Annotated in this window: 17 protein-coding genes; 9 read left to right on the forward strand and 8 right to left on the reverse strand. The window is 57.0% G+C overall.

All coding sequences use genetic code 11. The features are described 5' to 3' along the window. The first annotated feature begins 225 nt into the window (after positions 1-225). From ssuE to ssuB, 5 genes are read left to right on the forward strand one after another with little or no spacing between them, the layout of a single operon-like run. Positions 226-801, forward strand: a complete 576-nt coding sequence (ssuE, locus tag LG383_RS11330; RefSeq protein ID WP_106992609.1) for an NADPH-dependent FMN reductase — start codon at positions 226-228, stop codon at positions 799-801. Then, the gene (locus LG383_RS11335) at positions 794-1,756 is read left to right on the forward strand and encodes a sulfonate ABC transporter substrate-binding protein (RefSeq protein WP_225759143.1); all 963 of its coding nucleotides are present in this window, start codon (positions 794-796) and stop codon (positions 1,754-1,756) included. Before ssuE ends, LG383_RS11335 begins: the two co-directional genes overlap by 8 nt. Beyond that, a complete protein-coding gene (ssuD, locus tag LG383_RS11340; RefSeq protein WP_106992607.1) occupies positions 1,753-2,898 on the forward strand; it encodes an FMNH2-dependent alkanesulfonate monooxygenase in 1,146 nt (381 codons plus the stop codon). The genes LG383_RS11335 and ssuD overlap by 4 nt, the downstream gene beginning before the upstream one ends. 9 nt (positions 2,899-2,907) lie before the next feature. Then, positions 2,908-3,699, forward strand: coding sequence for an aliphatic sulfonate ABC transporter permease SsuC (gene ssuC, locus LG383_RS11345; protein WP_166182039.1), 792 nt, complete (start codon positions 2,908-2,910; stop codon positions 3,697-3,699). Further along, positions 3,696-4,466 carry an aliphatic sulfonates ABC transporter ATP-binding protein gene (gene ssuB, locus LG383_RS11350; protein WP_225759144.1) on the forward strand — a complete coding sequence of 257 codons (771 nt, stop codon included), beginning with the start codon at positions 3,696-3,698 and terminating at the stop codon, positions 4,464-4,466. The genes ssuC and ssuB overlap by 4 nt, the downstream gene beginning before the upstream one ends. Positions 4,467-4,567: 101 nt before the next feature. On the opposite strand, the gene pepN is transcribed toward ssuB, so the two are convergent. Then, a complete protein-coding gene (gene pepN / locus LG383_RS11355) occupies positions 4,568-7,180 on the reverse strand; it encodes an aminopeptidase N (RefSeq protein WP_225759145.1) in 2,613 nt (870 codons plus the stop codon). Positions 7,181-7,444: 264 nt separating this feature from the next. On the opposite strand from pepN, the gene pncB reads away from it, so the two are divergent. The 4 genes from pncB to aspC all read left to right on the forward strand — a co-directional run bounded on the left by pncB (position 7,445) and on the right by aspC (position 13,271). Next, positions 7,445-8,647 carry a nicotinate phosphoribosyltransferase gene (gene pncB, locus LG383_RS11360; protein ID WP_225759146.1) on the forward strand — a complete coding sequence of 401 codons (1,203 nt, stop codon included), beginning with the start codon at positions 7,445-7,447 and terminating at the stop codon, positions 8,645-8,647. A gap of 162 nt (positions 8,648-8,809) precedes the next feature. Further along, a complete protein-coding gene (gene asnS, locus LG383_RS11365; RefSeq protein ID WP_106992603.1) occupies positions 8,810-10,210 on the forward strand; it encodes an asparagine--tRNA ligase in 1,401 nt (466 codons plus the stop codon). Positions 10,211-10,816: 606 nt separating this feature from the next. Further along, positions 10,817-11,896 carry a porin gene (locus LG383_RS11370; protein WP_106992602.1) on the forward strand — a complete coding sequence of 360 codons (1,080 nt, stop codon included), beginning with the start codon at positions 10,817-10,819 and terminating at the stop codon, positions 11,894-11,896. A 184-nt stretch (positions 11,897-12,080) separates the two neighbouring features. Further along, positions 12,081-13,271 carry an aspartate transaminase gene (gene aspC / locus LG383_RS11375; RefSeq protein WP_106992601.1) on the forward strand — a complete coding sequence of 397 codons (1,191 nt, stop codon included), beginning with the start codon at positions 12,081-12,083 and terminating at the stop codon, positions 13,269-13,271. A gap of 97 nt (positions 13,272-13,368) precedes the next feature. Here aspC and LG383_RS11380 read toward each other — a convergent pair whose 3' ends face one another. From LG383_RS11380 to cmoM, 7 genes are all read right to left on the reverse strand, one after another. Continuing rightward, complete coding sequence (locus LG383_RS11380) at positions 13,369-14,016, reverse strand: MBL fold metallo-hydrolase (RefSeq protein ID WP_106992600.1); 648 nt, start codon at positions 14,014-14,016, stop codon at positions 13,369-13,371. 19 nt (positions 14,017-14,035) lie between these two features. Further along, entirely contained in the window at positions 14,036-14,584 is a 549-nt protein-coding gene (locus tag LG383_RS11385; RefSeq protein ID WP_106992599.1) for a YcbK family protein, read from the reverse strand. Positions 14,585-14,761: 177 nt separating this feature from the next. Continuing rightward, complete coding sequence (gene ldtD / locus LG383_RS11390; RefSeq protein WP_225759147.1) at positions 14,762-16,585, reverse strand: L,D-transpeptidase; 1,824 nt, start codon at positions 16,583-16,585, stop codon at positions 14,762-14,764. A 183-nt stretch (positions 16,586-16,768) separates the two neighbouring features. Next, complete coding sequence (mukB, locus tag LG383_RS11395) at positions 16,769-21,217, reverse strand: chromosome partition protein MukB (protein WP_225759148.1); 4,449 nt, start codon at positions 21,215-21,217, stop codon at positions 16,769-16,771. Continuing rightward, complete coding sequence (gene mukE / locus LG383_RS11400) at positions 21,217-21,921, reverse strand: chromosome partition protein MukE (RefSeq protein ID WP_106992595.1); 705 nt, start codon at positions 21,919-21,921, stop codon at positions 21,217-21,219. The genes mukB and mukE overlap by 1 nt, the downstream gene beginning before the upstream one ends. Next, entirely contained in the window at positions 21,902-23,224 is a 1,323-nt protein-coding gene (gene mukF / locus LG383_RS11405; RefSeq protein ID WP_106992594.1) for a chromosome partition protein MukF, read from the reverse strand. Before mukF ends, mukE begins: the two co-directional genes overlap by 20 nt. Continuing rightward, positions 23,221-24,006 (reverse strand): tRNA uridine 5-oxyacetic acid(34) methyltransferase CmoM, encoded by a 786-nt coding sequence (cmoM, locus tag LG383_RS11410; protein ID WP_225759149.1) that lies wholly within the window; start codon positions 24,004-24,006, stop codon positions 23,221-23,223. The genes mukF and cmoM overlap by 4 nt, the downstream gene beginning before the upstream one ends. Positions 24,007-24,124: the final 118 nt, after the last annotated feature.

Consider the following 24,124-nt stretch of genomic DNA (forward strand, 5'->3'; position numbering starts at 1 on the left):
TGCAAACCGGGGCCGAATTATCAGCGATCGCAGCCGGAAAGGGAATTGACCTGCGGCAAAAAAACGTCACCAGACGCAATCGTTTACTTTTTACCCCTCCTTTATTCATTTTTTTGCATTTATTCTGCGGATAAATCATTTAGTGGAATAAGTCAGCGATGCGACACTGCCAACAAATGTTATCAATGTTAGATAAAAGCAAATAATTGGTTATAAGGAGCATCTATGCGCGTCATTACGTTGGCCGGCAGTCCGCGATTTCCTTCCCGCTCCAGCGCGTTGCTGGAGTATGCCCGGGAGCAACTCACCTCTCTGGATGTCGAAGTGTTCCACTGGAATCTGCATAACTTTGCTCCGGAAGATCTTCTCTATGCCCGCTTCGACAGTCCGGCGCTGAAAACCCTCAATGAGCAGCTTAAAGACGCCGACGGGCTGATCGTCGCCACGCCGGTGTATAAGGCCTCGTTTTCCGGTGCCCTGAAAACCCTGCTCGATCTGCTGCCGGAGCGCGCGCTGGAGAACAAAATCGTATTGCCGCTGGCGACCGGCGGCACCGTCGCTCACCTGCTGGCGGTGGATTACGCCCTGAAGCCGGTGCTCAGCGCCCTGAAGGCCCAGGAGATCCTGCACGGCGTGTTTGCCGACGACTCGCAGGTGATTGACTATCAGCACAAGCCGCACTTTACCCCTAACCTGCAAACCCGCCTCGACAGCGCCCTGGAGACCTTCTGGCAGGCGCTGCATCGACGCGACGTTCAGGTTCCTGCCTTTGGTCTTCAGAAAGGAGTCGCCCATGTTTAAATCCCTTGCACGCCTGAGCCTGGCCGGTCTGGTGGCCCTCTCCGGCCTGGCGCATGCCGCCGATCCTGTCCCCGAGAGCCTGCGTATTGGCTACCAGAAAGGCAGCGTCAGCATGGTGCTGGCGAAAAGCCATCAGCTGCTGGAAAAACGCTACCCGGACACCAAATTCTCCTGGGTGGAGTTCCCGGCAGGCCCACAGATGCTGGAGGCGCTGAACGTCGGCAGTATCGATCTCGGCAGCACCGGCGATATCCCGCCTATCTTCGCCCAGGCCGCCGGGGCAGACCTGGTTTACGTCGGCGTGGAGCCGCCAAAACCGAAAGCCGAAGTGATTCTGGTCCCTGAAAACAGCCCGATTAAAACCGTGGCGGATCTTAAAGGCCATAAGGTGGCTTTCCAGAAAGGGTCCAGCTCACACAATCTGCTATTGCGCGCCCTACAGCAGGCGGGTCTGACTTTTAAAGATATTCAGCCAGTTTATCTTTCCCCGGCAGATGCCCGCGCCGCCTTCCAGCAAAACAACGTCGATGCCTGGGCAATCTGGGACCCCTACTACTCCGCGGCCCTGCTGCAGGGTGGTGTAAAGGTGCTGAAAGACGGTGAAAGCCTGAAACAGACCGGCTCCTTCTACCTTGCCGCTCGCCCTTATGCAGAGAAAAACGGTGAATTCGTTCAGGGCGTACTGAATACCTTTAGCGAGGCGGATGCCCTTACCCAGAGTCAGCGTCAGGCCAGTATCGCCCTGCTGGCTAAAACGATGGGTCTTCCGGAGCCGGTCATTGCCACCTACCTTGACCATCGCCCGCCTACCGTCATCAAACCGGTTGATGCCCATACCGCCGTGTTACAGCAGCAAACCGCGGATCTCTTCTATGACAATCGCCTGGTGCCGAAAAAAATCGATATTCGCGACCGTATCTGGCAACCGACCGCGCAAAAAGGAGCTAAATCATGAGTCTGAATCTGTTCTGGTTTTTACCTACCCACGGTGATGGACACTATCTGGGCACCGACGAGGGCGCGCGCCCGGTGGATCACGCTTATCTCCAGCAGATTGCCCAGGCCGCCGATCGAATTGGCTTTACCGGGGTACTGATCCCGACCGGACGCTCCTGCGAAGATGCATGGCTGGTGGCGGCGTCGATGATCCCGGTGACCCAGCGCCTGAAGTTCCTCGTGGCCCTGCGCCCGAGCGTGACTTCTCCGACAGTGGCCGCCCGCCAGGCCGCGACCCTTGACCGTCTGTCGAACGGACGCGCGCTGTTTAACCTGGTGACCGGTAGCGATCCGCAGGAGCTGGCCGGGGACGGCGTCTTCCTGGATCACACCGAGCGTTATGAAGCCTCCTCTGAGTTCACCCACGTCTGGCGTCGTCTGCTGGAGGGCGAGAATGTGACCTTCGAGGGCAAACATATTCATGTTCGTGATGCCAAACTCTTCTTCCCGCCGATCCAGCAGCCGCGTCCGCCGCTCTATTTTGGCGGTTCGTCGGACGTCGCCCAGGATCTGGCCGCCGAGCAGGTGGATTTGTATCTCACCTGGGGCGAGCCGCCGGAACTGGTGAAAGAGAAGATCGAGCAGGTGCGTGCTAAAGCCGCGGCCCACGGTCGTAAGGTGCGCTTCGGGATCCGTCTGCACGTGATTGTCCGCGAAACCACTGAAGAGGCGTGGCAGGCCGCCGACCGCCTGATCGCCCATCTGGACGATGACACTATTGCCAAAGCCCAGGCCGCCTTCGCCCGCACCGACTCCGTCGGGCAGCACCGGATGGCCTCCCTGCACAACGGCAAGCGGGAGAATCTGGAGATCAGCCCGAACCTGTGGGCTGGCGTGGGGCTGGTGCGCGGCGGGGCGGGTACGGCGTTAGTAGGTGATGGCCCAACCGTGGCGGCGCGGATTAATGAATACGCCGACCTCGGCATCGACAGCTTTATTCTGTCCGGTTATCCGCATCTGGAAGAGGCGTACAAGGTGGGTGAGCTGCTGTTCCCGCATCTGGATGTGGCTATTCCGCAGATCCCGCAGCCGCAGCCTCTGCTGCAGCAGGGTGAAGCGGTCGCCAACGAATTTATCCCGCGTAAAGTCGCCCAGAGCTAAGGAGAACGCATGGCTAACCCATCCCAAAAATGGCTGCTGCGCATTGCGCCCTGGCTGCTCCCTGTGGGGATTGTCCTGATCTGGCAGCTGGCATCCTCCGTGGGTTGGCTGTCGAGCCGCATTCTGCCCTCTCCGGAGGGCGTGGTGGAGGCCTTCTGGTCCCTGAGCGCCAGCGGTGAGCTGTGGCAGCATCTGGCGATCAGCTCCTGGCGCGCGGTGATTGGTTTTTCGATCGGCGGGTCGATTGGCCTGACGCTGGGTCTGATCAGCGGCCTGTCCCGCTGGGGCGAGCGTCTGCTGGACACCTCCATCCAGATGCTGCGCAACGTGCCGCACCTGGCGCTGATCCCGCTGGTGATCCTGTGGTTTGGTATCGACGAGACGGCGAAGATTTTCCTCGTCGCTCTCGGAACGCTGTTCCCAATCTACATCAACACCTGGCACGGCATTCGTAACATCGACCGCGGGCTGGTGGAGATGGCGCGGAGCTACGGTTTGTCCGGCTTCGCCCTGTTTACGCATGTCATTCTGCCGGGCGCCCTGCCCTCCATTATGGTCGGCGTGCGTTTTGCCCTCGGCCTGATGTGGCTGACGCTGATCGTGGCGGAAACTATCTCCGCTAACTCCGGGATTGGCTACCTGGCGATGAACGCCCGCGAATTCCTGCAGACCGACGTGGTAGTGGTGGCGATCGTTCTCTACGCCCTGCTCGGCAAACTGGCAGATGTCAGCGCCCAGTGGCTTGAACGCCGCTGGCTGCGCTGGAATCCGGCCTACGCGATAAAGGAGGCACACGCATGAATACCGCTCGCTTAAATCAGGGGACGCCGCTGCTGCTTAACGGCGTGACCAAACGCTACGGCGAAAACACCATTCTGAACGAACTGGAGCTGCACATCCCGGCCGGGCAATTCGTGGCGGTGGTGGGCCGCAGCGGCGGCGGTAAAAGCACCCTGCTGCGCCTGCTGGCCGGACTGGAAGCGCCTAACGGTGGTAAGCTGCTGGCCGGGAATACCCCGCTGGCGGAGATCCAGGACGATACCCGGATGATGTTCCAGGATGCGCGTCTGCTGCCGTGGAAAACGGTGATTGATAACGTCGGTCTGGGGTTGAAAGGCAACTGGAAAGCGCAGGCGTTACAAGCTCTGGCCGCTGTCGGGCTGGACAATCGCGCGGGTGAATGGCCTGCCGCCCTCTCCGGGGGACAAAAACAGCGTGTGGCGCTGGCCAGAGCGCTGATCCATCGCCCGGGGCTGTTGCTGCTGGATGAACCCCTGGGGGCACTGGATGCGCTGACGCGGATCGAGATGCAGGATCTGATCGTATCGCTATGGCAGGAGCACGGCTTTACGGTGCTGCTGGTCACTCACGATGTGAGTGAAGCCGTGGCCATGGCGGACCGGGTGCTGCTGATTGAGGAGGGCAAGATTGGGCTGGATCTGACGGTTGACCTTCCACGTCCTCGCCGGGTGGGTTCAGTGCGACTGGCGGAGCTGGAAGCGGAGGTGTTGGATCGGGTGATGAAGCGTGGGGTAACGGAGCGGCAGTTAATTACGGCTAATGCCTGATGCCCTCACCCTGGCCCTCTCCCACGGGGAGAGGGTACAAACAATAAAAACGGCAACCTCTGGTTGCCGTTTTGCCTTTACCTTGCCACCGGGCATTTCTTTTAGGCTAAAGCCTTACTGATCTTCTCGTACAGATCCCCGGACAGATTCTCCAGCCCTTTCAGCTGCTCCAGCGCCGCACGCATCTTCGCCTGACGCGTGGCATCGTAGCGTTTCAGACGGATCAGCGGCTCAATCAGACGTGACGCCACCTGCGGGTTACGGCTGTTAAGCTCGGTCAGCATCTCCACCATAAACTGGTAGCCGCTGCCATCTTCCGCATGGAAGGCGGCCGGGTTGCTGCTGGCAAAGGCACCGATCAGGGAGCGGACGCGGTTCGGGTTGCTCAGGGTGAATGAGCGGTGCTCAAGCAGGCTGCGCACCTTGTTCACCACGTCGGCGGCCGGGCTGGTGGACTGCAGAATGAACCACTTGTCCATCACCAGACCGTCCTGATGCCACTTATCGTCATACTCCTGCATCAGGGCATCACGGCACGGCAGCTCTGCGGCTACGCTTGCGGCCAGCGCGGCCAGGGCGTCGGTCATGTTGTCGGCAGTGTGATACTGCTGGCTGACCAGCTCGTTGGCGAGCGCGGTTTCGCCAAACGCCAGATAGCGCAGGCAGGTGTTACGCAGCGCGCGCTTGCCAATATCGGCATGCTCAACGCGGTACGCATCCAGCTTGTGGTGGTTGTAGATGGCGAGGAACTCATCCGCCAGCTCGGTCGCCAGGGTACGGGTCAGGGCTTCACGCACCGCCACGATCGCAATCGGGTCGATAATCTCAAACAGCTCGGCGATTTCAGTCGCGGACGGCAGGGTCAGAATTTCAGCCGCCAGCGCCGGGTCGATCGTTTCATCCAGCAGGATCGCGCGGAAGGCGTCGGCCACGTGGACCGGCAGAGAGAGCGGCTGGCCCTGCTGGTGACGATTGACGTTAAGCTTGATGTAGGTTGCCAGCAGGCTCTGCGCGGCATCCCAGCGGGAGAAGTCGTTACGCGCGTGACGCATCAGGAAGGTCAGCTGCTGATCGCTCCACTTGTATTCCAGCTTAACTGGCGCGGAGAATTCGCACAGCAGCGCAGGCACCGGCTGGAAGTAGACGTTGTCAAACACGAAGGTCTGCTCAGCCTGGGTCACGTTCAGCACGTTATGCACCGGATGACCGCCCTTCTGCAGCGGGATCACTTTGCCTTCGTTATCGTACAGCTCAATGGCGAACGGGATATGCAGCGGGTGCTTCTCTTCCTGCTCGGCCGTCGGCGGCGTGCGCTGGCTGATGGTCAGGGTGTACTGCTCGGTTTCCGGATTGTAGTCGTCTTTGACGGTCACAATCGGCGTACCGGCCTGGTTGTACCAGCGGCGGAAGTGGGACAGATCGACGTTAGAGGCATCTTCCATCGCCTGCACGAAATCGTCGCAGGTGGCCGCGCTGCCGTCGTGACGCTCGAAATAGAGCTGCATCCCTTTCTGGAAATTCACTTCACCCAGCAGAGTGTGGATCATGCGGATGATTTCAGAACCCTTCTCATACACCGTCAGGGTGTAGAAGTTGTTCATCTCGATTACTTTATCCGGACGGATCGGGTGCGCCATCGGGCTGGCGTCTTCGGCAAACTGTAGGCCGCGCATGGTGCGCACGTTGTTGATGCGGTTAACCGCGCGCGATCCGAGGTCGGAGCTGAATTCCTGATCGCGGAAGACGGTTAAGCCCTCTTTCAGGCTCAGCTGGAACCAGTCGCGGCAGGTCACACGGTTACCGGTCCAGTTATGGAAATATTCGTGGCCAATAACGCGCTCGATATCGAGGTAGTCTTTGTCGGTGGCGGTGTCGGTACGCGCCAGCACATATTTGGAGTTAAAGACGTTGAGGCCTTTGTTCTCCATCGCGCCCATATTAAAGAAGTCGACAGCGACGATCATATAGATATCGAGGTCATACTCGAGGCCGAAACGCTCTTCGTCCCACTTCATGGAGTTGATGAGCGAGGTCATCGCCCACGGTGCGCGATCGAGGTTGCCGCGATCGACAAACAGCTCCAGCGCCACTTCACGGCCGGAACGGGTGGTGAAAGTGTCACGCAGGACGTCAAAATCCCCCGCCACCAGCGCAAACAGGTAACACGGTTTCGGGAACGGATCCTGCCACTGCACCCAGTGACGACCGTTTTCCAGATCGCCTTCACCGACGCGGTTACCGTTGGAGAGCAGGAACGGATAGGTGGCTTTATCGGCAATGATTTTGGTGGTGAAGCGGGCCAGTACATCCGGGCGATCCAGGTACCAGGTAATGTGACGGAAACCTTCGGCTTCACACTGGGTACAGAGCGCGACACCCGACTGGTATAACCCCTCCAGCGCGGTGTTGGACGCCGGGCTGATTTCGTTGACGATGCGTAAGGTAAAACGCTCCGGCAGGTTGTCGAGCACCAACTGGTTGTTTTCTTCTTTATAGTCAGTCCATGCGGTGTCGTTAACGTGCACCGACACCAGGGTCAGATCTTCGCCATCAAGACGCAGCGGCACCGCCGTGGCGTTATGGCGTGTTACCTGGCTGACCGCCGTGACAACGGTTTTGGTGGCATCCAGGTCAAAAGTCAGGTCGATATCGCTAATCAGGTAATCGGGCGCACGGTAGTCGTGGCGGTATTTGGCTTGAGGCTGTTGTGTCATAGAAAACCTTTTGCATCGTTTGTCGAATAACGAACCAGTCTATTCCTGTTGTGTAAAACGCGCTATGCAGAATGTTCATCTTTTCAGTCACAAACACTCTATTTGCTACATTTATATAACATGCGGCACGAAATGCACTCGACCCTGGTCCAGGCTTATGGTGTGATCGGGGTTCAATAAATCGCTAAACAGGGTATACTCCAGCGGTTTCAATAGTTGTTTATTGTACTAAACGCTCCCGTGAGAGGATGCTATTGCGCGCCTATGACTCGATTCGCTTCACCTGTTCTGCATACGCTGCTGGATACCGACGCGTATAAACTGCATATGCAGCAAGCCGTATTTCACCACTACCACGACGTACAGGTCGCGGCCGAGTTTCGCTGCCGTGGTGATGATTTGCTTGGGATCTACGCCGATGCCATTCGTGAGCAAGTCGACGCTATGCAGCATCTTCATCTGCAGGATGATGAATTCCAGTGGCTGTCCGGCCTGCCTTTCTTTAAAGAAGACTACCTCCAGTGGCTGCGGAATTTCCGCTACGATCCGACCCAGGTGCAGATCAGCAATGATAACGGCAAGCTGCATATTCGCCTTGAAGGGCCGTGGCGGGAAGTGATCATGTGGGAAGTACCGCTGCTGGCGGTGATCAGCGAGCTGGTGCACCGCTTCCGTTCCCCGGAGGCCAGCGTTGAGCAGGCATTGGCCACGCTGGAAAACAAGCTGGTTGATTTTGCTCAGTTGACCGAATCGCTGGATATGTCGCGTTTCCGCCTGATGGATTTTGGCACCCGCCGCCGTTTCTCCCGCGAGGTGCAGCAGGCCATCGTTGAGCGACTGCAGCAGGAGCCGTGGTTTGTTGGTACCAGCAATTACGATCTGGCCCGCCGTCTGAGCCTCACCCCGATGGGCACCCAGGCCCATGAGTGGTTCCAGGCGCACCAGCAGATCAGCCCGGAACTGGCGACCAGCCAGCGTGCGGCGCTGGCGGCCTGGCTTGACGAGTACCCGGACCAGCTTGGGATCGCCTTAACCGACTGTATTACCATGGACGCCTTCCTGCGCGATTTCGGCCCGGAGTTTGCCACGGCCTATCAGGGGTTGCGCCATGACTCCGGCGATCCGCTGGAGTGGGGTGAGAAAGCGATCGCCCATTATCAAAAGCTGGGCATCGACCCAATGAGTAAAGTGCTGGTCTTCTCCGATAATCTCGACCTGCCAAAAGCGGTAGGCCTGTACCGGCACTTCTCCTCGCGCATCAATCTGGGCTTTGGCATTGGTACCCGTTTAACCTGCGATATTCCCCAGGTAAAACCGCTGAATATCGTCATTAAACTGGTGGAATGTAACGGCAAGCCGGTGGCGAAACTCTCCGACAGCCCGGGCAAAACCATTTGCCATGACAAAGCCTTTGTCCGTGCCCTGCGTAAAGCGTTCGACCTGCCGCACGTTAAAATCGCCAGCTAATCCTTTCAGGGAGCCCACCGGGCTCCCTTCCCGCATTTATTTCTTATTTCTTCCCTTATCATTGCGAAATCTACTTGTCTGATGGCGGATGCCAGGTAACATAGATATCCCCCCATTGAAGGGGATACAGATTTTATTATTGGACTACATAGAGAGATTATTATGAGCGTTGTGCCTGTAGCCGACGTACTCCAGGGCCGCGTAGCCGTTGACAGCGAAGTCACCGTGCGCGGATGGGTGCGTACCCGCCGAGATTCAAAAGCTGGCTTTTCTTTCCTCGCCGTTTATGACGGTTCCTGCTTTGATCCTGTACAGGCCGTTATTAATAATTCTCTGCCCAATTACAATCAGGAAGTGCTGCGTCTGACCACCGGTTGTTCCGTAGTGGTCACCGGCAAAATCGTGGCCTCTCAGGGCCAGGGTCAGAGCTATGAACTGCAGGCCACCTCGATTGAAGTGACCGGCTGGGTTGAAGATCCGGATACCTACCCGATGGCGGCAAAACGCCACAGCATCGAATATCTGCGTGAAGTGGCTCACCTGCGCCCGCGTACCAACATGATTGGTGCCGTGGCCCGTGTTCGTCACACTCTGGCGCAGGCGCTGCACCGTTTCTTTGACGAGCAGGGCTACTTCTGGGTCTCCACCCCGCTGATCACCGCCTCCGACACCGAAGGCGCTGGCGAGATGTTCCGCGTCTCCACCCTGGACATGGAAAACCTGCCGCGCACGCCGGAAGGCAAAGTGGACTACGACAAAGATTTCTTTGGCAAAGAGTCCTTCCTGACCGTATCTGGCCAGCTGAACGGCGAAACCTACGCCTGTGCACTGTCTAAAATCTACACCTTCGGCCCAACCTTCCGTGCTGAAAACTCCAACACCAGCCGCCACCTGGCGGAGTTCTGGATGCTGGAGCCGGAAGTGGCCTTCGCCAACCTCGACGACGTGGCTGGCCTGGCGGAAGCGATGCTGAAGTACGTCTTTAACGCGGTACTGACCGAGCGCGCAGATGACATGAAGTTCTTCGCCGAGCGCGTGGACAGCGATGCGATCTCCCGTCTGGAGCGTTTCGTCTCTGCTGACTTCGCACAGGTGGATTACACTGATGCGGTGACCATCCTCGAAAACTGCGGTCAGAAGTTTGAAAACCCGGTGTACTGGGGTGTTGATCTCTCCTCCGAACACGAACGCTACCTGGCCGAGAAACACTTCAAAGCGCCGGTGGTCGTGAAAAACTATCCGAAAGACATCAAGGCGTTCTATATGCGCCTTAACGAAGACGGTAAAACCGTCGCCGCGATGGACGTTCTTGCCCCAGGCATCGGTGAAATCATCGGTGGTTCACAGCGTGAAGAGCGTCTGGATGTGCTGGATGCGCGTATGGCTGAGATGGGCCTCAACAAAGAGGACTACTGGTGGTACCGCGATTTACGCCGTTACGGCACCGTTCCGCACTCCGGTTTTGGGCTCGGCTTCGAACGTCTGATCGCTTACGTGACCGGTGTTCAGAACGTCCGTGATGTGATTCCATTCCCGCGTACTCCGCGCAGCGCCACATTCTGATTCAATAACACTCAATGGCCAGCCTCTGCTGGCCATTATTTTATTCTGCACTGTCAAATTTTGTCAGCTGAAAGTCATTCTCCTTAAAGAGCAACCCCGCCAGATCCTCTGCAATGTTACGCTTTATTTCCATGAAACATCTTTGCACATAAAATAAACCGTAGTCTTATTGCGCCTAATACTTATCTCAAGCATTAGCACACTTTTCGTGCAAAAATTCAGCTATCCAGACGTCCATCGTTAGGGATAAGAAAAATAGTTTGCTAATGCTTCGGATCATAAAAAAAGTCATTATCTAAAATTAAGATAAGCAATTCATATAGATAGAATTAGTGAAGCTTTATTTTTCGCCACTCAACTCTGAAGTTTGAGATGCCTCACAAAGTTCCTTAAAATACACGTTTTGTTACACATATTTTCTTCTTGTAACTGATTCTTTAGGTTTGTAGCACTTTCAGGCTAGCGAAACGTTTATTTGAATGGAAAGATGCCTGTCAGACACATAAAGACACCAAACTCTCATCAATAGTTCCGGAAATATTTATTGACAGAATTTATTGACGGCAGTGGCGAGTGTCATAAAAAAACCAATGAGGGTAATAAATAATGATGAAGCGCAATATCCTGGCAGTGGTTATCCCTGCCCTGCTGGCAGCCGGTGCAGCTAACGCAGCAGAAATCTATAACAAAAACGCTAACAAGCTGGACTTCTACGGCAAAGCAGTTGGTGAGCATATCTGGACCACCAACGGTGACACCAACAACGGTGATACCACTTATGCGCGTATCGGCTTTAAAGGCGAAACTCAGATTAATGACCAGCTGGCCGGTTACGGTCAGTGGGAATACAACATGGACGCCTCTTCTCAGGAAGGTGCTCAGGGTACTAAAACCCGTCTGGCATTCGCAGGCCTGAAAACCGGTGATTATGGTTCATTCGATTACGGTCGTAACTACGGCGTGTTCTACGATGCGCTGGCTTCTACCGATATGTTCGTCATCTGGGGCGGCGACTCCCTGGCTGCTACTGACAACTTCATGACTGCACGTAGCACCGGTCTGGCTACCTACCGTAACTCTGACTTCTTCGGTCTGGTTGACGGCCTGTCACTGGGTCTGCAGTACCAGGGTAAAAACGAATCTGGCCACACCACCTCACGTCAGAACGGCGACGGCGGCAGCTACTCTCTGGGTTATGACTTCGCTGAAGGCTTCAACGTAACGGCAGCCTACTCCAACTCTGACCGCTCTACTGCGCAGAGTGTTGACGGTAAAGGCGAACGTGCTGAAGGCTGGGCAACCTCCGTTAAATATGACGCAAACAACCTGTACGCAGCGGTAATGTACGGCGAATCTCAGAACATGACTCGTGAAAGCGACGACCAGTTCGCTAACAAAACCCAGAACGTTGAAGCTGTGGTTCAGTACCAGTTCGACTTCGGTCTGCGTCCGTCCGTGGGCTACGTTCAGTCCAAAGGTAAAGATCTGACCGCGCGTAACGGTTTCTCCGGTGGCGATGCTGACCTGGTGAAATACGTAGAAGTGGGTACCTGGTACTACTTCAACAAGAACATGAACGTGTACGCTGCGTACCGCTTCAACCTGCTGGATGACAACAACTACACCGAAGCAACTGGCCTGTCTACCGACGACCAGGCGGGCGTGGGTATCGTTTACCAGTTCTAATCAGTACACCACTTTGTTATATGTCTAAAAAACAGGGCTTCGGCCCTGTTTTTTTATGCCCGAAAGCTAAAAATGGCGACTTTTGAAAAGCCGCACGCTTTTTGTAGCAAACGGTTGGCATTTTGTAGAACTATCGTTAACCTGATAGCGGATTTCACTTCCGTAACCACAATGGAACTTCGTCATGTTTGAGAACATTACCGCCGCCCCTGCCGACCCGATTCTGGGCCTGGCCGATCTGTTTCGTGCCGATGACCGCCCTGGAAAAATCAACCTGGGTATTGGTGTCTATAAAGATGAGACCGGCAAGACCCCGGTACTGACCAGCGTTAAAAAAGCTGAGCAGTATCTGCTGGAGAACGAAAATACCAAAAACTACCTCGGCATCGACGGTATTCCGGAATTTGGTCGTTGCACTCAGGAGCTGCTGTTCGGCAAAGGCAACGCGATTATCAGTGATAAACGCGCCCGCACCGCACAGACCCCTGGCGGTACTGGCGCCCTGCGCGTGGCAGCGGATTTCCTCGCCAAAAATACCAGCGTAAAAACCGTCTGGGTGAGCAATCCAAGCTGGCCTAACCATAAGAGCGTCTTCAACTCTGCGGGCCTGGAAGTGCGTGAATATGCTTACTATGACGCGGCCAACCACACTCTCGACTTTGACGGTCTGCTGGCCAGCCTGAGCGAAGCGCAGGCGGGTGATGTGGTGCTGTTCCACGGCTGCTGCCACAACCCAACTGGCATCGATCCAACGCTGGAGCAGTGGGAACAGCTGGCGAAACTGTCGGTTGAAAAAGGCTGGCTGCCGCTGTTCGACTTCGCTTATCAGGGCTTTGCCCGTGGTCTGGAAGAAGATGCTGAAGGCCTGCGTGCGTTCGCTGCGCTGCATAAAGAGCTGATTGTTGCCAGCTCCTATTCCAAGAACTTCGGTCTGTACAATGAGCGCGTAGGTGCCTGTACGCTGGTGGCTGCCGATGAGCAGACCGTCGATCGTGCGTTCAGCCAGATGAAATCCGTTATTCGTGCTAACTACTCCAACCCACCGGCTCACGGTGCGTCAGTCGTTGCGACTATTCTCAGCAATGACGCCCTGCGCGCTATCTGGGAACAGGAACTGAACGACATGCGTCAGCGTATTCAGCGCATGCGTCTGCTGTTCGTGAACACCCTGGCGGAAAAAGGCGCGGATCGCGACTTCAGCTTCATCATTAAGCAGAATGGCATGTTCTCCTTCAGCGGCCTGACCAAAGAGCAGGTCCTGCGTCTGCGTGAAGAATTTGGCGTGTACGCAGTGGCTTCAGGTCGTGTTAACGTGGCGGGTATGACGCCGGATAACATGGCGCCGCTGTGCGAAGCGATTGTGGCTGTGCTGTAAAACGTTAAGCCGGGCGGCACTGCGTTTGCCCGGCCTACAAAAGCCCGGTCGCCGGGCAAAAAAAAGCCTGCTTTAAGCAGGCTTTTTTAATTCGTCATTACCAGACAGGCATTTCATCCTGCAGGAACGGGTTGTGCAGCCGTTCGTAGCCCAGCGTCGACATCGGGCCGTGGCCGGAGATAAAGGTCACATCATCCCCCAGCGGCAATAACTTCTCTTTAATTGAGCGAATCAGCTGACCGTGATCGCCACGTGGGAAATCACTGCGCCCTACTCCGCCTTTAAAGATCACGTCGCCGGAAATCAACAGACGCGACTGGTCATCAAAGAAGACAATGTGGCCTGGCGTATGGCCCGGGCAATGCAACACCTGTAAAGTCACATTGCCGACGCTGACGCTCTCACCTTCGTTCAGCCAGCGATCTGGCGTCAACGGCAGACACTCATCCAGACCGAACATCCGGCTCTGTGACGGCAAGCCCTGCAGCCAGAACTCATCTTCTTTTTCCGGACCTACAATCGGCACACCGTAGTGTTGCGCCAGCTCGGCCGCAGCGCCCACGTGATCGAGATGACCGTGGGTGAGTAAAATCTGCATTAAGGTCACGCCAGCGGCAGCGACTTCCTGTTTGATCTTCTCTGCATCACCACCGGGATCGACCAGGGCGGCCAGTTTGGTTTGTTCGCACCAGATAATCGAACAGTTCTGGGAGAACGCAGTGACCGGAATAATACGATAGTTCATACTGCTCCTGATTTCGTTATTACCAGTGCCGCAGTGGCCCGGTATCAATATGCACAAAGTTGCTACGTGGGTAATATCCTACACCACCTGCGCGCATAGATAACGCAGCTTTGCGAACATTGGCTAACGAAACGCCTTCAATATGAAAATCCATCGCCTGCCCTTTGGTATGATAACTTTTTTTAGCGACCCCACGGCTGCGGGCGCGTAGTTCGTTATTGGTATCAAGGGAGCGGTAACCAGAGATGAGCTGGACCGGTTTGCGGGTGCCCAGCAGGCCCTGCAGGCGGAAAAGCTGATCGAATAATCCCGGATCGATGGCTTTAATCTTATTTGCGCGGAAATCTCGGAAAAAATGATTAAGCTTTGCTAATTCATCCTGAATATAGCCCCGGCCATCAAAAAACTCGGCTTTTATTGACTCACCTGTATGCAGGTTATTAAGCGTCAAAATGCGTGGTCGAGGGGTAGAGAGCGTAGCAAATGATGGCGTCGGTAAGATGGCAGCGCCCAGCGCAATGCCCCCTAACGCCAGCAACTTACGGCGATTAGCGTCGAATTTATCCATGGTAATCAGGTCTACAGGTCAGTGTTATCGTATAAATGCAATACAGCGCACGAAGGGCACATTACCGGGCAAACCTGTCAGCGTCAAGGCAGCAAAACCAGGAAATACGGGGCTTGCAGCCGCAAACCCCGTATCTTTTCCTGACTCAGGCTACCAGAATTTTCCGAACTTCTTCATTTACCTGATCAATTGCTCTGCCTTGGGCAGAATCTGAGTGTTCGACCGGGCAATCTCATCATAATTGTAAATATCTGTACGATACTGGGTCCGACCATCCTTGCCGACGAACGCGGTCAGATAGTACAGATTAACCGGAATATTTTGGCGGATATTCACATACCTCGTGTCGCCCTGCTTCAGCGCGTCGGAGATACGTGTGTCGTTCCAGCCTGCATCCTGTAACAGCATGTTAGCCAGTTCTGACGCCTTGTTTACACGCACGCAGCCGGAGCTTAGCGCACGAGCGTCTTTCTGGAACAGGTTGTGGTTAGGCGTATCGTGCAGATAGATAGCGTCCGAGCTTGGCATATTGAACTTATAGCGCCCAAGCGAGTTATGCGCGCCAGGAGCCTGCTGGAAGCGGAACGGCAGATTAGAAGGCGTGATGGTCGCCCAGTCTACCCGCCACGGATCGATAGCCTCTTTACTGTTCCAGCCCCGCAGCACGGTATAGTTGTGGCGTTCGAGGTATCCCGGGTCATTCCAGAGTTTCGGCAGAATATCATTGCGTGCCAGCGTCGGCGGCACGTTCCACGGCGGGTTGACCACCACGTTATTCAGGGCGCTGCTCATCATCGGCGTTTTACGATCCGGACGGCCAACAATGACTCGCGATGCCAGCACCTCATTACCGTTCTGATAATAAACCAGCGAGAAAGCCGGAATATTCACCATAATTCCGGTGGAGAGCGTGGCCGGCAGCAGGCGCAGACGCTGAATATTCAGCGCCAGCACGCCGGCACGCTGGGCTGGTGTGAGATTCAGCGCGTCACGCGTTCCCTGGCCAATCACGCCGTCGGCGCCCAGACCCTGGGTGGTCTGGAAGGCTTTGACCGCTTCAACAAGGCTGCGGTCATAGGAGGCCGGCTTGCTGGAGGCTGGCTTCTTTTTCTTCTCAACCGGTGGGGCTGACGGACTGACAACCACGCTTTGCGGATCGTCACCCGGCAGGGCAATTTTTGGCCCGCCGTCGATCACGCCGGAGCGTTTCAAAATTTCACGCAGGGCCGGAACATCGCTGCTCCACTGCCCCGGGCTCAGTTTGGTGGTGCTCTGCAGTTGAGGCCAGGGTTGCGTATCGGCCACCAGCTCCAGCAGCGACTGATGCATCACCGAATACTGCGGATGCATCGGCGCAAGTCCGGCAATGAAATGCGGCACCGTCCCGTTATCCAGCGCCAGCTGCCACTGGTTAATCACCGACAGCGGCGGTGTCGCCATCTTGTAAGGTTTGGTGCTATAGAGCCAGCGGTTACCGTTGACCGGGATCCCTGCCACAAACTGCAGATAGCCCATCATCGCATCCGACAGGATCACGTCCCGCGCCATTCCGGTTATCTCAGGCTGGGTCAGCAGTTCCACCCAGGCGGTAAATTGCGGCTGGAAACCGGCGATAGCGACTTCGGCAAGCTGTTGCTGGAACGCCCGCACACCATCGCGATCGTCCCACATGGGTTTCATGTCACGTGCGGCATACAGCAGCGTAAGCTGATTAAGATAGACCGGGGAGTAACCCGCAGGCAGAGCCGAGAGCAGCTGCTCGCGACGTTGTTCCGCACTGACATCGGCAGGCAGCGGACGGATACCGGCCATCATGGCGGTGGCTGGCGATTGCTCCAGCGGTTGTGACAGCGACGTAGGCTGCGCGCCCATCGTGGCGGAGCTATCGACCGGGACCAGTTCGGGCTCATCGGCCCGGGCAGAAAACAGTGGAGCCACTACTACCGTCAGGCACAAACTGAGTGCTGACAGCTGACGACCGTACATTTTATTCAGCAACATCCCTTGCCCCCTGTTTGCTTTACGTCGCGCCCTCATCACCGGGGCTTCAATTCATTATAGGAAGACAGACCGGCAGCAGCCTTGCCTTATGTAAAGAAGTTTAAAGTTAACGCAGCCGCCAGTACAAGCTCAAGGAATAAAAAAAGGCGGCCAGGAGGCCGCCATGGGTAACTTTCAGAATCGTCAGGAGGCGTCAGCCGTTCCTGGCAGCGATTCCGGCGGTTGCGGGGCAAAGCCGCGCAGACCGACAACGTGAACGTGCTCGCTGTTCTGGTAGACCTTACGCACCAGTTTATAGGTGGTGCCTTTCTCCGGACTGATGTTCTCCGGCGCCGCGATAATCAGCTGCATATCCAGACGGTCGCACAGTTCAAACAGCGTGGCGATGGAACGGGCATCCAGACGCGCGGCTTCATCGAGGAACAGCAGGCGGCATGGCGAGATATCCTTGCCGCGCAGGCGACGGGATTCATCTTCCCAACTCTGCACCACCATCACCAGAATCGACATCCCGGTACCGATCGCTTCCCCGGTCGACAGGGCGCCGGATTCCGCACGCAGCCAGCCGTCGGAGCCACGGTTAACTTCCACTTCCATCTCGAGATAGTTGCGGTAGTCCAGCAACTCCTCGCCGATGGTTTGCGGCGTGCGCTGGCCCATATCAATCTGCGGGTTCAGACGCTGATACAGCTTCGCCAGCGCTTCGGAGAAGGTCAGGCGGTTGCTGTTGAACAGATCCTGATGCTGCTCGTGCTGTTCAGCCAGCACGTCCAGCAACGTGGCGTGGGCTTCACGCACGTTGACGTTCAGTCGCACGCTGTTGACCTGGCCGAAGGAGACGCTCTGCAGGCCCTGGTTCAGCTGACGAATACGGTTCTGCTCGCGCTGGATCGTTTTACGGATGATGTTGGCCACGCTGCGGGAGCTGATCGCCAGCTTCTGCTCGCGGGAGGTGAGCTCTTCCGTCAGACGGCCCAGCTCGATCTCCATCTGTTCAATGGCTTCAACCGGGTCATCGGTACGGATGATATCCTGGCGAATACGCTCGCGCAGGTGCTGATACACCGCCACGAAAAACTGAATTTTGCGTTCAGGGCGTTTTGGATCTTCCGACATGCGCAGCACATCGCGCAGGTGTTCGTTATCCGCCACCGCCAGACGCAGCGCACCGAGCGCCTTATCCGACATAGAGCGCAGCTCATCCCCGGAGAGGTAGGCCAGCTCGCGGCGGTGCAGACGACGTTCAACGCCATTGTCTTTCACCATCCGCATCACGGCACACCAGCCCGCTTTGGCAGTAACGACCTGCTCGCGCTTCTCGTGGTAATCGCGTTCCAGTTTGCGCAGACGACGGGTGAGGTTATCCATCTCCGCCTCGCAGAAGGTCAGCGCTTTTTCCAGCTGATTGCGGCGGGCACGGTTGTTGCTGAGCTGGGCATGCAGTTCGTCGCGACGAATACGCGCCCGCTCCTCTGCCCCGCTGTCGGCCCGCACACCGATATCCTGCAGCTCTTTGTGCAGGTCGGTCAGCAACTCTTTCTTGGTATCAAAGGAGCTTTTCAGCGACGCCAGCACCTGGCTGTACTGGCTCAGCTGCGCGGCGTGGCTACGCATCGCCTCACGAGCGCGGGTACGTTCCGTTTCCGCCTGCTCCAGACGGTGGCGCAGCTTCTCGTTCAGATCGCTGTTGCCGTTCAGCATTTCCGCCGAGTCGGAATAGCTGAAGTGCGCCCGACGCTGGGCCACTTCGGTCAGGGCAAATGCCTGCTGACGGGCTTCGCGCTGAACCTTCTGGGACCAGGCATAATCTTCTTTCAGCTGTTCAAACTGTTCCGGATCGCTCTGCAGAACGGAGAGCATCGGCTCCAGCTTCGCCAGCTGGTTGCCGTGCTGCTGCACAAAGCGCGCGGCTTCCTGCGCGTCGTCGAGGCGCTCCTGGATCTCATCCACGCGATCGGCGAGGGTGTCATCCGCCAGCAGGTTGAGGCGCGGCAGGATGCGGTTAAGCGCCGCGACGCCCTCTTTGGCCTGTTCGAACTGCACCCGGCTCTGCTGGTTGTCATTCTCGTGGTTAGAGATGGCGCGTTCCAGTTCACCACGGCGGGTGGTGAGTTTGCGGATCTCCGCTTCCGGATCGGCATCAAAGGCTACTGCCAGATGGCTGCCGATAAAGCGGCTGAACGCCTGGTGCAGACGCTGGGTTTTTTGCACATCAAACGACAGCGTGGCGAAGCGTTCTGACAGCGTTTCACGCTCGGCGTGCAGGCTCTCAATGCGGCTTTCACGCGCGGCGCGGCCAAACAGCGGCAGGGTCGGGAAGCGCGAATAACGCCACTGGCGATCGGCGATTTTCACCACCACCGCTTTTTCCAGCTCGTCGACGCCAAAGACGCTGTCATCGAACGACTGCGGATCCCCTTCGATCAGATAGAGATCTTCCGGGCAATCTTCCAGACCTTCGAGCTGGTCGGCGATCAGCGACAGATCCGGCACCACGATAGCGTGGCGGGACGGACCGTACAGCGCCGAGTAGTACGGTGCATCTTCGAGGCTGACGTCGTCGTAGATTTCGGACAGCAGCACGCCGCCAAAACGTTCTGCCAGGGTGTTCAGGCGTGCATCTTCTGCCCCGCCCGGCTGGCTCAGGCGCTCAATTTCTTCGTCGACGGCACGTTTGCGCGCGCCCACTTCATCACGCTCAACGATGGCTTCGCGTTCACGCTCCAGCAGCTGCTGAAGGTACTCTGTCACGTCCTGACTGGATTCGAACTCCTCGCCGCACTGCTCGCTGAGCTGGCTCAGGCTGCTCTGGGCTGCCAGCCAGATCGGGGCGCGCTGCATCAGAGTCTGAATGCGTGACTGCAGCTGCTCCAGCTCCTGGCGCAGCTGCATACGCTGCTCGCTGGCGCTGGAGACGCTGTCAGACAGCGACGCGATACGGGCTTCCAGCTCCTGATGCAGGGCTTCCAGATCCTCGATATCAATCCGTTTGCCCTGGCGCTTACAGAATTCAGCCAGCAGGCGTTCCGCCTCCTGCTGTTCCCGCAGACGCTGTTCCAGCTCGTTCAGACGCATACGCAGCGGCTGAACCTGTTCCGCCATATGACGCTGGTTGACACCATCACGCAGCAGCTCACGAGCCACGCTCCAGGCTTCACTGCGCGCCAGCGGGCCGTTAATCGCCGCCACCAGCTGGTACGCCTGTTCAAACTGGCTGTGCGCGGTTTGCGCCACGCTCATTTTCTGGTCGAGATTCAGCAGCTTCTCGGTAGCTTCCTGCTCTTTCGCCTGGAAGGTTTCCAGCCACTGATCGGCGCTCTCCGGGGTCAGATCCGGCAGATGGCAGAGATCTTTCGCGCGCTGCAGGGCCTGCAGGGCCTGGTTGTACTGAATGGCGCGGGTTTGCTGAACGTCCAGCGCCTGCTGATAGTCGGCAAGCTGGCTTTTCAGCTCATCCACTTCCAGCTCGGCGGCTTCGGCGCGGCCTTCGTTCTCTTCCTGCTTGTCGGCGGCTTCGGCCACCACTTCGTTCTGCTCTTCCAGACGAATTTGCAGTTCATCGAGATCCGCTTCGTAGCGCTCAATTTTTTCCTGCTGACGCAGCGCGGTTTGCACCAGGTTCAGGTGATCGCTGGCAGCCTGATAATCGGCCTCCAGATCCCCTTCTGCCCCGTTATGCTCGGACAGCTCGCGGGCCATCTCGACGTGCTTATACTGCTCGGACGCCAGCTGCTGGCGCGAGGTAAACAGCTCGCGGCGATACTCAAGGGCCTGATCCAGATGAATGCGGCGCTCGTTGGCATGGCGCATATAGTCAGCAGCCACATAGTTGGTCGCTTCGCTGATCAGATGCTTGAACAGGTCGCGGTCCGACTGGGTGACGCGAATGGCTTCCAGCGTCATACGGTTTTCACGCAGCGCCGCTTCCATGTCCTGGAAGGCTTTGCGTACGCCGCTGTTCTCCGGCAACAGGTAGTCGCGCAGGGAGCGGGTAATGGCGCTGGAGATCCCGCCGTACAGCGAGGCCTCAATCAGGCGATAGTATTTACTACGATCCGAGGCCGAACGCAGACGACGCGCCACTACGCCCAGATCGAACATCAGGGAGTGGTATTCAGTGATCGAGTTGAACTGCTTAAACTGCACGCCTTCGATGGCTTCCAGCTTGTCCTTCAGCTCCTGAAGCGTCAGCACGCGCGCCTGGCGGTCGTTCAGGGTTTCCGTTAACAGCGAGGTCGGCTGAACGGACGTTGGCAGACCCTGAATGGCGAACGGCTTGATGTCTACTTTACGGTCGCGCCCGGCGACCTGCTGCAGACGTACGCCGACGACCACGCGCTGGTGGCGGGAGTTGATCACGTCCAGCACCGAATAACAGACACCCGCCTTCAGCTTACCGTGCAGACCCTTATCGCGGGAGCCGCTGGTCGCACCAGCTTCGGTGGTGTTACGGAAGTGCAGCAGCGTCAGATCCGGGATCAGGGCGGTGACGAATGCCGCCATGGTGGTGGATTTCCCGGCCCCGTTCCCGCCCGAGAGCGTGGTTACCAGCTCATCGAGATCAAAGGTGCGGGCAAAGAAACCGTTCCAGTTAATCAGCGTCAGTGAGCGAAATTTACCGCGTTCAATCATTACTCTTCCTCCCCGCTATCCGGCTGATTGTCTTCATGCTCATCATTGAGCTGCAGGTGGTTTTCCACCGGCATCGCTTCGCCATCGCGGATCATGCGCAGCTGCGCTTCACGGGCGTCATCGCCCACGCGCACGTCGGCGCCAAAGCGGAATACCGATTCCGTGATGCGGAATTTACTGCTGTCGTGGCCCATAAACCACACCATCCCCAGACGGCGCAGACGGTTCAGGGAGGAGCGAACTTTTTCCTGTAACTTCTGACGGTCAACGTCGGAACCGGTGGAGCGGTTGTTCACCAGCTTCAGCAGTTTGCCTTCGTCTGCCAGCGTCATCAGCTCGTCATAGAGCTCCTGCTGGGTGAAGATGCCTTCATTAGCCAGACGCTCCGGGCTGAGATAGAGGTAGCAGAGAATTTTGCCGACCATCATGTCCAGCTCGGACAGCACCGAACGCGGAATAAGCGTGGTAGAGCGCGGGCGAAGGTAGAAGAAACCTTCCGGGGCGCGGATCAGCTCCACGTTATAGCGGGCATAAAACTCTTCCAGATATTCCTGGAAATCCATCAAAAAGGCGTGATTATCCAGCTCGTCGAGACCAATGTGACGACCGGCACGCAGTTGGCTGTCCAGCGCCGGAAAGATCGGATTTGCCAGCGCCAGTGCCAGCTTAGCGGGCATCACGTGTTCAATATTTGTCAATGACATGCGCCTGTACCTTGGCTCCGTAATCGTTAATCGGCTGCCACTTCGGCGGCAGGCCGGTGAAATCTGCTTGCGCGACGCCCAGGCGTACCGCCTGATCGACCACGATGCGGGCGATATCAAAATGGCGCGCACGTGGGTATTGTGCGAGGTAGTCGCGCACCACCAGACCGAGATCCAGCGGGGTGTTTTTGGCTTTGAAGATCGCCAGCTGTTCCTCGATCATCGCGGCAAGCTGTTCCCGTATTTCGTTAAACTCTTCATATTCCAGGTCTGCCGGCAGTTCACCGGTCACCTCTTCGTCCCGCAGGCTCATCTCTTCGTCACGCATATCGAGCAGACGGTCGGCGCTGGCGTAGGTCAGCGCCCATGGCGCATCGAAGTAGGTCTGGACCGACTGGCGCAGACGCTGGGCAAAGACGCGGTTTTTATCCATATCGATGGCGGTACGGATAAATTTATGCACGTGGCGGTCATAGCCGATCCACAGGTCGATCGCCTGCTGACCCCAGCTGATAATACGGTCGAGTTTGCTCTGCAGGTCGAAGACCAGCCGATCGACAAAATGCAGGTTGTCATGGGCCAGGGTGGCATCCTGGATGCGCAGCAGGTTGGCCTGCAGCTTGTCGCCCGCGGCTTCCAGCGTATCCTGCAGTTCACGCAGGGTGCCGGAGGTTTCTGACAGCAACATTTCACAGCTGGAGATCGCCGCCCGCCAGTCTTTGTTCAGCAGCTGGGCGATGTCGTCCTTCACCAGCTGCTGCTGCTCATCCATAATGCGCTGGGTCAGATCGATGCTGTCGAAAATTTCGGCCACCGAGTATTTCAGCGGCGCGTAGACGTTGCGGTGCCAGTGGAACTCGTCGCCGTTTTCATCAGCGGCATCCGCCGCACGCTTCAGTTCGCCCGCCACAATGGAGAGCTGCATCGAGAGGCGCAGGGTCGAGAATTCACGCTGGCGAATGTAATAGTCGGTGATGCCAATGCCCAGTGGCGTCAGGCGATAGATGGCGTTCCCTTCCGCCAGTTCGCTGGTAAAGCGGTTCAGCAGACGTTGACGCACCATATCGTTAATGGCGTTATTGGCACGCACATTAATGGTTTCGCTGGTTTGCTCAAACGCATCACTGACATGGCGGAACGCATCCACCAGTTCGCCCTCGCTCATTTCTCCATCCAGCCGTTCGCCGTTCAGCGTGGCAACCGCCAGCAGAAAAGAGAGTCTGTCTACCGGCAGCGAGAGGGAGAAATCGTTTTTTCGGGCCCAGGCAACCAGCTCGGGGACTGTCTGGGAAAATTCACTCATAAGTTATCCTTGCTCTGCGGCTTGTACGCGGTGACGTGTATGTAGCGGCCAAGGCTGATCCAGGGCTCCTGGCGACAGTACCGCGTCTCTAATTCTGTCAGGGCGTCAAAACACTCATGCTGCTTTTGTTTATCACGCAGATAGTCGTGAAACACCCTGATGCCGGTTTTCCCGGCGATCTCCCAGCCCATCGCTTCCAGCCAGCCGTAGACCTGCTGCGGATCGCGCGGAAAGTCCGGTGAAAGCGTGCGCCGTTTCTTTTTGTACATGCCCTGCTGCACATAGCCAAAATTACCCACCAGCACGTTACGCATCAGCAGGCCGTTGGCGTTGTAAAACATCAGCGACAACGCGCCGCCGGGGTGCAGTATCGACCACAGCGTCTGCAACAGCGCCTGGGGGTCGGCCACCCATTCCAGCACCGCATGAGACAATATCAGATCAACCGGGCTTTCCAAATGTTGAGCGATGTCCTGAGCGGCGCAATGTATAAATTGCATGTTATCGCTCACACCTTTCTCCATCGCCGCGCTTTCAGCCCGGGCGATCATCTCTGCTGACAGGTCGCAGAGGATGACGTGGTGTCCACGCTCGGCCATTTTTATCGCCGTCTGACCTTCACCGCCGCCGGCATCGAGAACGCGCAATTTTTTCGCCCCAAAGCGGGCGAGCAGGATGTCCAGATCCTGCCAGAGGATCGTTTGACGCAGCTGGCCCTTGGTCGTGCCATAAATATTGCGGGCAAACTTTTCCGCGATGTCATCAAAATTGCGATCCCGCATTGGGAGAACTCCACCCGCTCACTGCAAAACCGCTATTTTGTCACAGCCGGGCAGAGAATGAACCTCTCTGGTGTAATATCGCTAACAATCCTCAGCTGTATGGTCAAAAAAGGAGCCA

It is taken from the genome of Leclercia sp. Marseille-Q4284, assembly GCF_916618945.1.
GTDB classification, from domain to species: domain Bacteria; phylum Pseudomonadota; class Gammaproteobacteria; order Enterobacterales; family Enterobacteriaceae; genus Enterobacter; species Enterobacter tamurae.

What these genes read in the sequence shown, in the direction of transcription:
- ssuE (WP_106992609.1), top strand. Translation starts at nt 226, where the DNA reads ATGCGCGTCATTACGTTGGCCGGCAGTCCGCGATTTCCTTCCCGCTCC.
- LG383_RS11335 (WP_225759143.1), top strand. Translation starts at nt 794, where the DNA reads ATGTTTAAATCCCTTGCACGCCTGAGCCTGGCCGGTCTGGTGGCCCTC.
- ssuD (WP_106992607.1), top strand. Translation starts at nt 1,753, where the DNA reads ATGAGTCTGAATCTGTTCTGGTTTTTACCTACCCACGGTGATGGACAC.
- ssuC (WP_166182039.1), top strand. Translation starts at nt 2,908, where the DNA reads ATGGCTAACCCATCCCAAAAATGGCTGCTGCGCATTGCGCCCTGGCTG.
- ssuB (WP_225759144.1), top strand. Translation starts at nt 3,696, where the DNA reads ATGAATACCGCTCGCTTAAATCAGGGGACGCCGCTGCTGCTTAACGGC.
- pepN (WP_225759145.1), bottom strand. Translation starts at nt 7,180, where the DNA reads ATGACACAACAGCCTCAAGCCAAATACCGCCACGACTACCGTGCGCCC.
- pncB (WP_225759146.1), top strand. Translation starts at nt 7,445, where the DNA reads ATGACTCGATTCGCTTCACCTGTTCTGCATACGCTGCTGGATACCGAC.
- asnS (WP_106992603.1), top strand. Translation starts at nt 8,810, where the DNA reads ATGAGCGTTGTGCCTGTAGCCGACGTACTCCAGGGCCGCGTAGCCGTT.
- LG383_RS11370 (WP_106992602.1), top strand. Translation starts at nt 10,817, where the DNA reads ATGATGAAGCGCAATATCCTGGCAGTGGTTATCCCTGCCCTGCTGGCA.
- aspC (WP_106992601.1), top strand. Translation starts at nt 12,081, where the DNA reads ATGTTTGAGAACATTACCGCCGCCCCTGCCGACCCGATTCTGGGCCTG.
- LG383_RS11380 (WP_106992600.1), bottom strand. Translation starts at nt 14,016, where the DNA reads ATGAACTATCGTATTATTCCGGTCACTGCGTTCTCCCAGAACTGTTCG.
- LG383_RS11385 (WP_106992599.1), bottom strand. Translation starts at nt 14,584, where the DNA reads ATGGATAAATTCGACGCTAATCGCCGTAAGTTGCTGGCGTTAGGGGGC.
- ldtD (WP_225759147.1), bottom strand. Translation starts at nt 16,585, where the DNA reads ATGTTGCTGAATAAAATGTACGGTCGTCAGCTGTCAGCACTCAGTTTG.
- mukB (WP_225759148.1), bottom strand. Translation starts at nt 21,217, where the DNA reads ATGATTGAACGCGGTAAATTTCGCTCACTGACGCTGATTAACTGGAAC.
- mukE (WP_106992595.1), bottom strand. Translation starts at nt 21,921, where the DNA reads ATGTCATTGACAAATATTGAACACGTGATGCCCGCTAAGCTGGCACTG.
- mukF (WP_106992594.1), bottom strand. Translation starts at nt 23,224, where the DNA reads ATGAGTGAATTTTCCCAGACAGTCCCCGAGCTGGTTGCCTGGGCCCGA.
- cmoM (WP_225759149.1), bottom strand. Translation starts at nt 24,006, where the DNA reads ATGCGGGATCGCAATTTTGATGACATCGCGGAAAAGTTTGCCCGCAAT.